This window comes from Hamadaea sp. NPDC051192 (genome assembly GCF_040682475.1).
GTDB classification, from domain to species: Bacteria; Actinomycetota; Actinomycetes; order Mycobacteriales; family Micromonosporaceae; genus Hamadaea; species Hamadaea flava.
In genome coordinates this window covers 1-13,870 of record NZ_JBFBAZ010000177.1, presented here as the reverse complement: position 1 = coordinate 13,870, position 13,870 = coordinate 1, and the positions used below count along the sequence as shown (strand labels likewise).

Sequence of the window (13,870 nt, the reverse complement as noted above, 5' to 3'; positions counted from 1 at the left end):
GTGTCGAGGGGGCAAACCCGATGATGAAGGGGATGGGGGCGGGGGGTGCGGCGGGGCGGGGGTGAGCGGGGCGGGGGGTGGGTGGGAGCGGCGGGGTGGCGTCAGGGGAGGCGGGCGGCGACTTCGGCGCGAGCCGCCTCGATGAGGGAGTGCGCGATCGCGGCCGCACCGTCGCCGTCGCGCGACTCGATCGCGGCGACCAGCCGTCGATGGCTCTCGACGACCCCGGGGTCGACCTGGTCGGGCAGCGTACGCAGGTCTTCCCGGGCGGTGAGGAAAGCGGCGAACGGTTCGGTGAAGTGGCGGAACATGGCGTTGCCCGACGCCGCCAGCAGGGTCGTGTGGAACTCGACGTCGGCCGTGGTGAACGCGGTGTGATCCCGGGCCGTTGCGGCGGCTGCCATCGCGTCGCAGGCCGCTCGCAGCTCGGCCAGCTGCTCCGGGGCGGCGTACGCGGCGCAGCGGCGGGCGGCGTGCACCTCCACCGCTGTCCGTAGATCGCTGAGTTCGTCGAGCTGGCGGGGTCCGTCCGGGCCGGCGACGCGCCACCGGATGACGTCGCGATCGAGCAGGTTCCACTGCCGCATGGGCAGGACTCGCGTACCGATCTTCGGGCGGGGCCGGACCATGCCCCTGGCCTCCAGGACCCGCAGCGCCTCGCGGACGACCGGGCGCGACGCGCCGAACCGCTCGGTCAGCTCCTCCGGCACGATCCGGGCACCGGCGGGCAGCTCGCCGGAGGCGATCATGCGGCCCAACCGGTTGACGAGGTACCCGTGCAGCCCGCGGGTGGCGTCCGAGGTCACCGCTCCTCCTTGACGTGGTGCCGGTCGACTCGTAGGTTCTCCAATTGCCATACAGTATGACTATTGGAGGTTCGCCATGCTCGCCGGGGAGGTCGTCGTCGTCACGGGCGGCGCACAGGGCATCGGCGCCGCCATCGCCGCCGCCGCTGAGCAGCAGGGGGCTCGGGTCGGGGTGATCGACCTGCATCCGGCCCCCATCGGGTACGCCGTCCAGGCGGACGTCAGCGACGCGGCCGCGGTCGACGAGGCCTTCCGCGTCCTGACGGCCGAGTTGGGGCCGGTGACGGTGCTGGTCAACAACGCCGGGCGCAACGCGTACTTCGATCCGGTCGCCATGACCGAGGACGACTGGGAGACCGTCTTCTCCGTCGATCTCAAGTCGGCGTGGTTGTGCGCCAAAGCCGTGCTGCCGCCGATGATCGCGGCCCGCCGGGGGTCGATCGTCAACATCTCCTCACTGCACTCCTCGCTGACCAGCCGGGGCATGTTCCCGTACGCCGCGGCCAAGTCCGGCCTGGTCGGTTTGACGCGCAGCCTCGCGCTGGAGGTCGCCGAGCACGGCGTACGCGTCAACGCCGTCAGCCCGGGCTATGTGCGTACGCACCTGGTGCAGGATTTCTTCGACCGCTCGCCCGATCCGGGGCTGGAGCGCGCCGTCCTGGACGCGCAACCGCTGGGCCGGATCGGCACCCCCGAGGAGGTGGCGAACGTCGTCTGCTTCCTCGCCTCCCCGTACGCGTCCTATGTGACCGGAGCGAACTGGGCCGTCGACGGCGGCCTCGGCGCCCGCTTCGCCTGACCCCTACCGAGCCGGGCCGCAAGCCCGAGTCGAAGCCAGCCGCCGAGCCGCGAGCCCGAGCCGTGACACCCGGAGTGAACCGTGAAGATCATTTCGCTGGAGACGTTTCTCGTCGCCCCGCGCTGGCTGTTCTGCCGGATCGAGACCGACACCGGCATCGTCGGCTGGGGTGAGCCGGTCGTCGAGGGCCGGGCCGCCACCGTCCGCGCGGCCGTGCACGAGTTCGAGTCGTTGCTGATCGGCCGCGATCCGTTGCGGATCGAGGATCTGTGGCAGGTGATGACCAAGGGGACGTTCTATCGGGGCGGGCCGGTGCTGTCGAGCGCGGTGGCCGGCATCGATCAGGCGTTGTGGGACATCGCGGGCAAGTATCGGGGCGCGCCCGTGCACGAACTGCTGGGCGGTCCGGTGCGCGACCGGATCCGCATGTACGGCTGGGTGGGCGGCGATTCGCCGTCCGAGGTGACCGACGCCGTCCAGCGGCAGGTCGACGCCGGGCTGACCGCGATCAAGATGAACGTCGCCGGGCAGTTGCCGCCGCTCGCGTCCGCGCGGGACATCGCCGATGCCGTCGCCCGAGCCGAGGCCGCGCGGGCGGTGCTCGGACCGGACCGCGACCTCGCCATCGACTTCCACGGCCGGGCCACCAAAGCGACCGCGCGCCGCCTGATCCAGGCGCTGGAACCGGTGTCGCCGATGTTCGTGGAGGAGCCGCTCGTCCCCGAGCACGGTCATCTGCTCGGCGAGCTGTGCCGGTCCGCGACGGTGCCGATCGCGACCGGCGAGCGGCTGTACTCCCGGACCGACTTCCTGCCGGTGTTGCAGGCCGGAATCGCCGTGGCGCAGCCGGATCTGTCGCACGCCGGGGGCATCTCGGAGTCGCGTCGCATCGCCGTGCTCGCCGAGACGTTCGGCGTACTGCTGGCTCCGCACTGCCCGCTCGGGCCGATCGCGCTGGCCGCCTGCCTCCAGGTCGATCTGGCCACGCCGAACTTCCTCATCCAGGAGCAGAGCCTGGGGATCCACTACAACGTCGGGCACGACCTGCTTGACTACCTCGTCGACCCGGCCGTCTTCACGTTCCGCGACGGCCACCTGCTGCCGCCGACCGGGCCGGGCCTGGGCATCACCGTCGACGAGGACGCCGTACGCCGGGCTGACGAGATCGGGCACGACTGGCAGTCGCCGGTGTGGCGGCACGCCGACGGCACGCACGCGGAGTGGTAACCGGATCAGGGTTCTGGGTCGAATCTTGGGTCAAGATTCGACCCAGAACCCTGATCCAGCGCCAACAGGTGCGGCAGCGCCGACAGGCGAGACAGCGCCGACAGGTGCGGCAGTGCCGACAGCAGCCCTTGTGGGAACGCTCCCAGAGCTTCTATCATCCACAGTGCTCATTGCGTGTCGTCGAGACGCCGGGTATCTCGCCCACGTGTATCACCCGTTCGCGCGCAGCTGCTGCGCCAGATTCCGCCCCGGGAGTCACACGTGTCCATCACTCGAAGGCGCTTCATCGCGCCCACCCTCGTCCTCACGGCCGGCGTCACCCTGATCGCGTGGGGTATGACGGCACCGGTCGCCCAGGCCGCCGCCACCGGCTGCCAGGTCACCTACACCGTCCCGTCGCAGTGGTCGGGCGGGTTCACCGCCAACGTCGAGATCAAGAACCTCGGCGACGCCGTCACCTCCTGGAATCTCAAGTGGACGTTCCCGGCCACCGGCCAGGCCGTCGCTCAAGGCTGGAACGCGACGTACGCGCAGACCGGCCTCCAGGTCACTGCGACGAACCTCAGCTACAACGGCGCCATCGCCACCAACGGCGTCACCTCGATCGGCTTCAACGGGGCGTGGACCTCGGCCAACCCGATCCCGACCGGTTTCACGCTCAACGGCGTGGCCTGCACGGGCAGCACGACGACCGCCTCGCCCACGGCCACGGCGACTGCTTCACCGTCGCCGACGCGTACGGTGTCGCCGTCGGCGAGCCCGAGTGCCAGCACCAGCCCGAGTCCCAGCACGACGGTCAGCCCGACGGGCTGGAATCCGCCGTCGAACCTGGTGCAACCGCTCAACGAGGTCTGGGCGCACTATGAGTCGACCTACAACTCGCTCTACACCTTCCGCAATTACGGCTGGGACCAGGTCTTCGCCGGCGGCGGGCAGATCAACTACTGCGTACGCTGGGATTCGACGGCGCATGTGACCGCGGCGCTGCGCGACCAGATCCACGCCGCCCTGGCCCGGCAGTTCAAGAAGTGGATGGACGTCATGGTCGGCCACAACGGCTGGCCGTACGCCACCGTGCCGGTGAAGGTCGTCGGCTGGGCCGTGCGCGACCGGGCCCAACTGGAGTGGACCGACACCTCGGTCGACATCTACGTCAACAACATCCGCGAAGACGCGCCGCAGTGCTCTGAGCCGTGCGGCCGCTTCTTCCACCAGGACGGCAACTACTCCGGCTGCACCGGTGGCGCGTCGCACCACTACGACATGTCGTTGTGGCTGACCGCCGGGATGACCGGCGGCGCCGGCGGCGACTGGGGCCAGCGGATCGGCAGCGAGTACTTCACCGGCAACCTCAACACCGACAACATCCACATCTTGCTGCACGAGATGGGGCATACCTTCGGGCTGGACGACTTCTACGACTGGACGCCGACCGGTCAGTGCTGCTTCATCATGAACGCGGGCAGCGCCACCTCCATCACCGAGTTCGACAAGTGGATGTTCCGCGACTGGTGGCGGCATCTGAAGAGCCGCTACGGCTACTGAGCAGGCGACGGCCCGGGCCCGTGCGGCCCGGGCCGTTCTCCGGCACTATGAGCTCATGCGCGGCCGTACTCAGAACGACGGTTCCACCCCTCGTGACCAGCGGCACGACTACTGGGGTGCGGTGCTCGACAGCCCCGACGCCCAGGCGCTGGCCCGGTTCTACGCCGAGTTGCTCGGCTGGGAGCTGGGTCCCGAGGGCCGGACGATCATCCCGCCCGACAGCGTCGGCTACCTCGCCTTCCAGGACTCCCCGGAATACGTTCGGCCGGTGTGGCCACCGGCCGAGGGTCGCCAGCAGCAGATGCTGCACCTGGACTTCGAGGTGGAAGACCTGGCCGCCGCGGTGGGTCACGCCGTGGAGCTGGGCGCGACTCCCGCGGAGTTCCAGCCCCAGGCGGAGGTCCGGGTCATGCTCGACCCGGACGGTCACCCGTTCTGCCTCTACGCCAACGGCTGATCAGGCCGTGGGCACTCGGGCTTCGCGGGGCAGCACCTGAAGCACGCGGATGATGTGCTCACGGAATTCCGACATGTACGCCGAAAGGAAGCTCGCGGTGGCCGGATCGGTGACCGCGCCGTCGCCCGGGAACAGTTCCGGCGTGTACTGGATGTACGCCTCCGGCGCGGTCATCTGCCGGGCGTTGCAGAACGAGAGCACATTCCGCAGGGTCTGCTGAGCCAGTGCCGTGCCGATCTGCCCGATGCTGGCTCCGATGACGGCGGCCGGGATGTGGTCGAAGGCGTTCTGACCCCACGGCCGCGACGCCCAGTCGATGGCGTTCTTGAGTGCTCCGGGGATCGACCGGTTGTATTCGGGCGTCACGAACAGGATCGCCTGGGACCGGTGGATGGCATCCTTCAACGCCATCGCCTCCGGCGGGTACGCCGTGTCGAGGTCTCGGTTGTACAGCGGCAGGTCCCCGATCGGGATCTCGGCGAACTCGAGGTCCTCCGGCGCGAGCCGGATCAGTGCCTTGGACAGTTCCCGGTTGATCGAGGTCGACGAGAGGCTGCCGACGAAATATCCAACCTTGTACGTGGCCATGACCCCTTTCTACCGTGGTTGACCTGCTCAGAAGCGGAGTTCGGCAACTCCGCGCGACGCGGGGCCGTGACAGGCGTCAGCCGGTGGGCGTACCAAGATCGCGATTCAGCCAAGATCTCTCCACCTAACGGCTGACCTGCGAAAACGTTCGTCAGCAAGATCTAGTGGCGGCAGCCGATGCCGAATCATGGTCAACCTGGTTACCGTGCGCTGGCATTGTCGATCACCCCCGGAGAGCTTTCGTGTCAGCAGGACGTTTCAGCCCCTACATCCGCCGAGTGGGCGTTCCGCTCGTCCTCGCGGTGGTCGGGACGGTCACCCTCGGCGTCGGCGTGTTCGCCGCGTCCGTGAAGGACAGCCAGATCCCCACCACGGCCCAGGCGTTCAAGACCCACCAGTGCGACGGCTTCGGTACTTTGTCCGATTCGCAGGACGGCTGGCACTTCGTCGTCCCGGACAAGCAGGGTGATGGCTTCACCAGCCTCACGCTGACCTTCTCGACCTCCGGCGGCACCGTGACGGCCGGGCCGATCACGAGCACGAACCCCGCCGCGCCGAACACCGGCACGGGCTGGAAGGGCTGGCTCGACGCCGCCGGCAAGAAGCAGCAGTACAAGCACGCGTACGTGATCACGACGGCGGGCTGGCAGCTGACCGCCGCCACCGCCGACCTCGCCAACGAGGCGAAGGACGCGACGTTCAACCTGAGCCACACCTGCCCCGGTACGCCGGTCAAGCCGTCGCCGAGCGCGTCGCCGTCGACCTCGCCGAGCCACTCGACCAGCCCGTCGCCGGAGGTGTCGGAGTCGCCGAGCGCGAGCCCGTCCGCGAGCGTGACGGAGAGCCCGAGCCCGTCGGAGAGCCCCAGCGTCTCCACGAGCCCGTCGCCTGAGGTGTCCGAGAGCCCCAGCACGTCGACGTCCCCGTCGCCGGAGGTGTCCGAGTCGCCGAGCACCAGCCCCTCGGCTGAGGTGTCGGAGAGCCCGAGCACGTCGACGTCCCCGTCGCCGGAGGTGTCCGAGTCGCCGAGCCCGACCCCGTCGGTCACGGTCACGGAGAGCACCAGTCCGTCGCCGGAGGCTTCCGAGAGCACCAGCCCGGTCACGTCGCCGACGCCGTCGCCGACCACGATCGAGATGCTGCCCACCACGGGTAGCTCGTTCAGCTCGATCCTCATCGTCGCCGGTTCGCTGCTCCTGCTGGGCGGCGGTCTGATGATGGTCGCGACTCGCCGCCGGCTGGTCGAGATCGAGTAAGTAAGCCCCGCTGAAACCACCAGGCGCCGGACGGCATACGTCCGGCGCCTGGTGTCTATCATGATCGACATGTCGCCCGCCGTCGCCATCCGTCCCGCCCACGCCGACGACGAGCCCCGCTGGCGCGAGCTGTGGGACGCGTACACCCGGTTCTACGAACGCGAACCGGTCGAGGCGATCACCCGCCAGACCTGGTCCCGCATCCTCGATCCGGCCGGCTCGGTGCACGCGATCGTCGCCGAGCGGCCCGGCGAGGGCGTCGTCGGCATCGCCCACTATCTGCTCCAGGACAGCACCTCGGCGTTGGCGCCGGGCTGCTACCTCCAGGACCTCTACGTCGACCCGGACGTGCGCGGCGGCGGCGTCGGCCGGGCCCTGATCGACTGGCTATGGAACGAGACGCGCGTACGCGGCTGGTCGTCGCTGTCCTGGCAGACCCGGGAGACCAACTACCGCGCCCGGATGCTCTACGACAACTACACCCCGCACAGCGGATTCCTGCGGTATGTGCTGCGAAACCCGTAGCGACTGCACGCTACCGTCTTGCCGTGACCTCCGGCTTTCTACGTGACATCGCGGCCAGCGCCGCACTTTTCGGCTTCGTGACCTCCGTCTGGTTCGGCTGGGCGCAGGAGTCGCCGCCACAGCGGTGGCGCGCCTGGCTGACCACCGGATCGATCGTGGGGCTCGCCTGCACCGTGGCCGGCGGAATCCTCGTGTGGCGGCATTGGAACGACGGCACCGCCTTCGACGCCGACACCAGCCCGAAGTTCGGCATCGTCGTGGCGATCGAGTTCGTCCTGGCCGGAATCGGTTGCGTCCTCCTGGCGCGCCGCGGGAAGAAGGAACTGATGGCCGCCTGGGTCGCCCTGGTGGTCGGCCTGCACTTCATCCCGCTGGCGATCCTGGTGGACTACGCGTTCTTCCACATCGTCGCGGTCCTGGTCAGCGTCGCGGCGATCGTCTCGGTGCCGCTGGCGCGCCGCCGGGGCGTCTACCCCAGCGCGATGACGGGTCTGCTCACCGGCTCGGTGTTCCTCGTGGCAGCCTACGTTTCGCTGATCACTGCGCTGACCTTCTGACCGGTCCCAGGCGCTGCTTTCGGCGTACAAAAAAAGTCCAGGCCGACCCGCGCGGGCCGGCCTGGACTCAGCGGAGATCAGGCGACGTCGAACCGGTCGAGGTTCATGACCTTGACCCAGGCGGCGACGAAGTCGCCGACGAACTTCTCCTGAGCGTCGTCGCCGGCATAGACCTCAGCCACGGCACGCAGCTCGGAGTTCGAGCCGAAGACCAGGTCGGCGCGGCTGCCGGTCCACCGGACCTGCCCGGCCGCGTCACGGGCCTCGTAGGTGAGGTCGTCGCCGGCCGGCGTCCACTGGGTGCCGAGGTCGAGCAGGTTGACGAAGAAGTCGTTCGTCAACGACCCGGGCTTGTCGGTGAGGACGCCGAGCGAGGACTTGCCGTAGTTCGCGCCGAGCACCCGCAGACCGCCGACCAGCACGGTCAGCTCGGGCGCGCTCAGCGTGAGCAGGTTGGCCTTGTCGACCAGCAGGAACTCGGCCGGCAGGCGGTGGCCCTTGCCGAGGTAGTTGCGGAAACCGTCCACAGTGGGCTCCAGCGCCGCGAACGACTCGGCGTCGGTCTGCTCGGCCGTGGCGTCGACCCGGCCCGGCGTGAACGACACCTCGACGTCGTGACCGGCCGCCTTCGCCGCCTGCTCGACCGCCGCGGAACCGCCGAGGACGATCAGGTCGGCCAGCGAGACCTTCTTCGCGCCCTGGGCGTTGAACTGCTGCTGGACGCTCTCCAGCGCGCTCAGCACCACGGCCAGCTCGTCGGGCTCGTTGACCTCCCAGCCGCTCTGCGGCTGCAGGCGCACACGCGCGCCGTTGGCGCCACCGCGCTTGTCACTGCCGCGGAACGTCGAAGCCGACGCCCACGCGGTCGAGACCAGCTGCGCGACGGACAGGCCGGACGCGAGGATCGCCTGCTTGAGCGCCGCGACGTCGGCCGCGTCGATCTGCGCGTAGTCGGCGGCCGGCAGCGGGTCCTGCCAGATCAGCACCTCGGCCGGGACCTCCGGGCCGAGGTAGCGCACGATCGGGCCCATGTCGCGGTGGGTCAGCTTGAACCAGGCGCGGGCGAACGCGTCGGCGAACTGCTCCGGGTTCTCCAGGAACCGCCGCGAGATCTGCTCGTAGACCGGGTCGAACCGCAGCGACAGGTCGGTCGTCAGCATCGTCGGCCGGTGCTTCTTGGCCGGGTCGTACGCGTCCGGGATGATCTCGGCGGAGTTCTTCGCGACCCACTGGTGCGCCCCGGCCGGGCTCTGCGACGGCTCCCACTCGTAGCCGAACAGGATCTCGAAGAAGCTGTTGCTCCACTGGGTCGGCGTGGTGGTCCAGGTGACCTCGAGGCCGCTCGTGATCGCGTGCGGGCCCTTGCCGGACTCGTAGGTGCTCTGCCAGCCCAGGCCCTGCGCCTCCAGCGGCGCGGCCTCCGGCTCGGCGCCCACGTGGTCGGCCGGGCCGGCGCCGTGGGTCTTGCCGAAGGTGTGGCCCCCGGCGATCAGCGCGACGGTCTCCTCGTCGTTCATCGCCATGCGGCCGAACGTCTCGCGGATGTCCCGCGCGGCAGCGATCGGGTCCGGGTTGCCGTTCGGTCCCTCCGGGTTGACGTAGATCAGGCCCATCTGGACGGCGGCCAGCGGGTTCTCCAGCTCGCGGTCGCCGGTGTAGCGCTGGTCGCCCAGCCAGGTGCTCTCCGGGCCCCAGTAGACGTCCTCGTCGGGCTCCCAGACGTCGGCGCGGCCACCGGCGAAGCCGAAGGTCTTGAAGCCCATCGTCTCCAGTGCCACGTTGCCGGTGAGGATCATCAGGTCGGCCCAGGAGATCGACTGGCCGTACTTCTTCTTGACCGGCCACAGCAGGCGGCGGGCCTTGTCCAGGTTGCCGTTGTCCGGCCAGCTGTTCAGCGGGGCGAACCGCTGCTGACCGGCGCCCGCGCCGCCGCGGCCGTCGCTGATGCGGTAGGTGCCGGCGCTGTGCCACGCCATGCGGATCATGAACGGGCCGTAGTTGCCGAAGTCGGCCGGCCACCAGTCCTGCGAGGTCGTCAGGACCTCGGCGATGTCGCGCTTGACCGCGGCCAGGTCGAGGGCCTGGAACGCCGCGGCGTAATCGAACTCCACCCCGAGCGGGTTGGCCACGGCCGGGTTCTTGGCGAGGATCTTCAGGTTGAGCTGGTTCGGCCACCAGCCGCGGTTGCCGCCACCCTGAGTCGGATGCGGCGCCCGTCCGTGCGCGACCGGGCAGCGGGACTCGGCCCCGGCCTCGGCGTCGTGGACTACGGCGTCGTGGTTCTCTGACATCGGATTCCTTCCGGGCTCACCTGTGGGTAATCACCCGCAGTCTTGCCCGTTTTCTGGAATCAGTCAAGAAAATGGGCCTCAGGTCACCCATCTCGCCCGCTGGTCACAGCGCTAACTCGCGACGGCCTTGAGGGTGTCATCCCAGAAGTTCCCGCGCCGCTCGGCGATCTTGCCGCAGGAGTCCCAGGCGCCGTACGCCCCGCCCTTGGCCGAGAACTGGCGGCCGAACCGGTTGCCGATCACCCGGAACGCGGTGCTCTTCTCCCGCGGGCAATACAGCGTGTACGCGCCGCCGGCGAGGAAGTTGTCCGTGATGAGCACGTCGGAGTTGCCGGTGGGATGGCTGATGATCGCCGAGGTGCCGCCCGGATTGAAGATCGTGTTGTGCCGCAGGACGATGTGCGCGCCGCCCGCGAACTGCGCGCCGTCGGAGTGACCGGTCGCCCCTTCGTAGAGGTCGTGGATGTAGGAGTCCTCGATCGTCATGGTGTCGTCGATGTCGAAGCCGTTCTCGCAGCCGTGGATGTTCGCGCGGCGTACCTTGGCGCCGTAGTAGCCGATCCCGGTCGTGTTGTGGTTCTTGCAGTCGATCTCGACGTCCTCCACCAGCAGGCCGCCGCCGGCGTACTCCTCGGCGAAGCTGCCGATGCCGTAATAGGACGTGCAGGTGATCTTCGACTTCCGGATCGTCACGTTCGGCGCCTTGACCAGTACGCAGCCCCGGATGTCCTTGCCGGAAACGACCGCGCCCTTCTTCGTGATCGTGAGGTCGCCGGACACGACTGTCAGCGCCGTCCCGGCGGGTACGCCGGTCGTCGTCGAGTCCGGGTAGCCGCAGGCGCTCGGCTCGGCCGCGCAGCCCTTGCGTTTGGCCGACGGGCTCGGGGTCGGCGTACTCGACTGCTGTGGCGTCGGCGTCGCGACGGCACCGTCGGCGGTCGCAGTGGGGAACGCGGTCGGTGCCGCGATCGGCTGAACCTGCTGGTCAGGCCAGACGAGGAAGGTGACGACAGCGATCGCGGCGACGACTCCGGCCGCGACGGCGGCAACCCTGACACCTCGCACGGCGCGTACCGTAACTTCGTCCATTGTGGAAGTCAATGGGGCGGTGTGGCCCCGCACGCACCGCGGGGCCACACCGTGGGACGACGCCGGACTACGCGGGCCGGACGTTGTGGTTGGCGCTGAACAGGTTGCCCGGGTCGAACTGCCGCTTCACCGCCGCCAGCCGGTCATAGGTCGCCGCCGGGTAGACCGCCGCGACGTCCGCCTCGGTGGCGGTGGCGAGGAAGTTGGCGTACGCCCCGCTGACGTGCGGTGCGAACCGTCCCCACAGCGCGTCGAGCCCGGCCCGGGCGCCGTCCACGACCGGCTTCGGTCCCGCGATCGTGGTCAGCACCATCAGCTCCGCCGAGCGGTGGGCGTACGCCGTCGCGTCCGACGGGACCTCGGACACCGCGCCGCCGAGACTGCGTACGGCCAGGAACGGCGGTCGCTCGGAAGCGCCCACCTCGGCCAGCATGCGCAGCACCTCCGGCACGGAAGCCTGCTCGACGAACCCGCTGCGGGTGAACAGTGCGATGCCGGGCGGCGGGACGACGCCGTCCACGAGGACGTCCGGGTACGCCGTGAGCGCCACGTTGTCGTCGAGGACGGTCCCGAGCCGCCGGATCGGGTCGATCGCCTGCGCGGCCAGGTCGGGGTCGTCGCCGTCGTAGGCGACGCGGACCTCGACGGGGGCGGCGTTGCCGCCCGCGAACGGGTTGGCCAGCTCGACGATCGAGGTCAGCTCCGCCGGCGCGGTACGCAGATACTCCGCCCAGCCGTGCAGCACGGTCGCCGCCTCCGCTGCCGGGAAGGAGATCCGGCCGAAGAACACGTCCGTCGTCGGGTGGGCCTGGAACTCGAAGGCAGTCACGATGCCGAAGTTGCCGCCGCCGCCCCGGATCGCCCAGAACAGGTCCGGGTTCTCGGCCTCGCTGGCGCGTACCAGCTGGCCGTCGGCGGTGACGACCTCGGCCGAGACCAGGGCGTCCAGGGCGAGGCCGTGCTTGCGGACCTTCCAGCCCATGCCGCCGGAGAGCGTCAGCCCACCGACGCCGACGCTGCGGGTGTCGCCGGAGGAGATCGCCAGGCGGTGCGGGGCGAGCGCCGTAGCGACCTGCCCCCAGGTGGCGCCGCCGCCGATCCGCACGAGGGAGTCGTCGAGGACCTCCACGTCGGCGAGCGGGCTGAGGTCGATCACGACGCCGCCCTCGTTCGTGCCGAAACCGGCGAAGGCGTGCCCGCCGCCGCGCACGGCCAGCGGGAGGACGGCGGAGTTGGCGAACGTCACGGCGGCCTGCACGTCGGCGACCGACTTGGGGCGCAGCACGTACGCGGGGCTGCCGACGACCAGAACGGAACGGCTGGCGGTCTCGTAGTCCGCGCCGCCGGGCTCGATGATGTCGCCGCGGAAGTCGCGGCGCAGGATGTCCAGCTCATTGCTCATACCCTTCCGACGAGAAAGCGCGGCGAGATGTGACATCAGCGGCTGTGACGCGCGTCTCCGTCACAGTCGTCGGCCATTACGCTGGACCTTCACCTTGGGTGAAGGCCCACCATGGGATTCGCCGGGCCGCCGGTCCGGCACGACGAGGAAGGCGGAACGGGTGCTGACGATCGGCGAGTTCTCCCGCGCCGCCCGGCTGTCACCCCGGGCGCTGCGGCTCTACGACAAGCTCGGGCTGCTGCCGCCGGAAGTGGTCGACGCGGAGACGGGGTACCGGTACTACCACCCCGAACAGCTCGACCGCGGCCGGTTGATCGCCTGGCTGCGCCGGCTCGGCATGCCCCTGGACGTGATCCGCGTGGTCTGCGACGCGACCCCTGACGCGGCCGCGAAAGAGATCGAGCGGTATCGCGCCGTGATCGCGTCCGAGGCGGCCACCCGGGACCGGGTCGCCACGTTCCTCGTCGACCACTTCTCCGGAAGGGCCGAACCCATGCCGACCCCACTGACCATCCAGTACGCCGCGCGCACGGAGCCCGGCGTCGGCCGCGACACCAACGAGGACACGGCGTACGCCGACGACCGGCTGCTCGCCGTCGCGGACGGCATGCGCGGCGCGGCCGGCGCCCGGGCGAGCGCCGCCGCGATCGAGGCACTGCGCGACCTGCCGTCCGGCGACCTGATCCCGGCGCTGGCCGCTGCGGTGGATCGGGCCCAGGCGCGGCTGACCGAGATCGCCGCCGACGACCCGTCGGGGCAGGCGGTGACCACGCTGACCGCCCTGGTCTGGTCCGGTTCCCAGCTGGGCCTGGCGCACATCGGCGACACCCGGGTCTACCTGCTGCGGGACGGGCAGCTGTTCCAGCTCACCCACGACCACAGCTACGTCCAGTCGCTGGTCGACAGCGGCCGGTTGACCGACGACGAGGCGATGGCGCACCCGCAACGGGCTCAGCTCATCCGCGCGCTGACCAACGAAGGCGCGGCCGAACCTGACCTGAGCGTACGCGAGGCACGGGCGGGCGACCGCTATCTGCTGTGCACCGACGGGCTGTTCGCGGTGGTGGACAAGGACGCCATCCGCACGTCGCTCGCCCGATCCGTGGGCGCGGGCGAGGTCGTCGACGACCTCATCGCCCGGGCGTACGCCGCCGGCGCTCCCGACAACGTCGCCTGCGTGGTCGCGGACGTCGTCCCCGCCTGACCCCTCACCTGGGGCCGCTGGATCGAGCGCGCGGCCGCTGGATCGAGCGCGGGGCTGCTGGATTGGGCGCTGGATCAGGGTTCTCGGTCGAATCATGGCCCAAGATTCGACCCGGAACCCTGAT

Annotated in this window: 13 protein-coding genes; 8 read left to right on the top strand and 5 right to left on the bottom strand. The window is 69.9% G+C overall.

What is annotated here, in order from left to right; translation table 11 throughout:
• Window positions 1–101: 101 nt before the first annotated feature.
• Window positions 102–806: a FadR/GntR family transcriptional regulator gene (locus AB0M47_RS38415; protein ID WP_363422993.1), complete on the bottom strand. Its 705-nt coding sequence runs from the start codon at window positions 804–806 to the stop codon at window positions 102–104.
• Between the two features lie 76 nt (window positions 807–882).
• On the opposite strand from AB0M47_RS38415, the gene AB0M47_RS38410 reads away from it, so the two are divergent.
• The 4 genes from AB0M47_RS38410 to AB0M47_RS38395 all read left to right on the top strand — a co-directional run bounded on the left by AB0M47_RS38410 (window position 883) and on the right by AB0M47_RS38395 (window position 4,834).
• Window positions 883–1,605 (top strand): SDR family oxidoreductase, encoded by a 723-nt coding sequence (locus AB0M47_RS38410; protein WP_363422991.1) that lies wholly within the window; start codon window positions 883–885, stop codon window positions 1,603–1,605.
• An 81-nt stretch (window positions 1,606–1,686) separates the two neighbouring features.
• Complete coding sequence (dgoD, locus tag AB0M47_RS38405) at window positions 1,687–2,832, top strand: galactonate dehydratase (RefSeq protein ID WP_363422989.1); 1,146 nt, start codon at window positions 1,687–1,689, stop codon at window positions 2,830–2,832.
• A gap of 261 nt (window positions 2,833–3,093) precedes the next feature.
• Entirely contained in the window at window positions 3,094–4,377 is a 1,284-nt protein-coding gene (locus AB0M47_RS38400) for a cellulose-binding domain-containing protein (RefSeq protein ID WP_363422987.1), read from the top strand.
• Window positions 4,378–4,432: 55 nt separating this feature from the next.
• The gene (locus AB0M47_RS38395) at window positions 4,433–4,834 is read left to right on the top strand and encodes a VOC family protein (protein WP_363422985.1); all 402 of its coding nucleotides are present in this window, start codon (window positions 4,433–4,435) and stop codon (window positions 4,832–4,834) included.
• Here AB0M47_RS38395 and AB0M47_RS38390 read toward each other — a convergent pair whose 3' ends face one another.
• Window positions 4,835–5,422, bottom strand: coding sequence for an NADPH-dependent FMN reductase (locus tag AB0M47_RS38390; protein WP_363422983.1), 588 nt, complete (start codon window positions 5,420–5,422; stop codon window positions 4,835–4,837).
• Between the two features lie 242 nt (window positions 5,423–5,664).
• Here AB0M47_RS38390 and AB0M47_RS38385 point away from each other — a divergent pair, with 242 nt between their 5' ends.
• From AB0M47_RS38385 to AB0M47_RS38375, 3 genes are all read left to right on the top strand, one after another.
• Entirely contained in the window at window positions 5,665–6,678 is a 1,014-nt protein-coding gene (locus AB0M47_RS38385; protein ID WP_363422981.1) for an LPXTG cell wall anchor domain-containing protein, read from the top strand.
• A 69-nt stretch (window positions 6,679–6,747) separates the two neighbouring features.
• Entirely contained in the window at window positions 6,748–7,203 is a 456-nt protein-coding gene (locus AB0M47_RS38380) for a GNAT family N-acetyltransferase (protein ID WP_363422979.1), read from the top strand.
• A 23-nt stretch (window positions 7,204–7,226) separates the two neighbouring features.
• The gene (locus tag AB0M47_RS38375; RefSeq protein WP_363422978.1) at window positions 7,227–7,760 is read left to right on the top strand and encodes a hypothetical protein; all 534 of its coding nucleotides are present in this window, start codon (window positions 7,227–7,229) and stop codon (window positions 7,758–7,760) included.
• 77 nt (window positions 7,761–7,837) lie between these two features.
• Here the strand turns inward: AB0M47_RS38375 and katG are convergent, their stop codons facing one another.
• The 3 genes from katG to AB0M47_RS38360 form a co-directional block, all read right to left on the bottom strand.
• Window positions 7,838–10,051 (bottom strand): catalase/peroxidase HPI, encoded by a 2,214-nt coding sequence (katG, locus tag AB0M47_RS38370; protein WP_363422976.1) that lies wholly within the window; start codon window positions 10,049–10,051, stop codon window positions 7,838–7,840.
• 111 nt (window positions 10,052–10,162) lie between these two features.
• The gene (locus AB0M47_RS38365) at window positions 10,163–11,116 is read right to left on the bottom strand and encodes a right-handed parallel beta-helix repeat-containing protein (protein WP_363422974.1); all 954 of its coding nucleotides are present in this window, start codon (window positions 11,114–11,116) and stop codon (window positions 10,163–10,165) included.
• Between the two features lie 91 nt (window positions 11,117–11,207).
• Window positions 11,208–12,542, bottom strand: a complete 1,335-nt coding sequence (locus AB0M47_RS38360; protein WP_363422972.1) for an FAD-binding oxidoreductase — start codon at window positions 12,540–12,542, stop codon at window positions 11,208–11,210.
• A 160-nt stretch (window positions 12,543–12,702) separates the two neighbouring features.
• Here AB0M47_RS38360 and AB0M47_RS38355 point away from each other — a divergent pair, with 160 nt between their 5' ends.
• A complete protein-coding gene (locus tag AB0M47_RS38355; protein ID WP_363422970.1) occupies window positions 12,703–13,746 on the top strand; it encodes a MerR family transcriptional regulator in 1,044 nt (347 codons plus the stop codon).
• Window positions 13,747–13,870 lie beyond the last annotated feature (124 nt).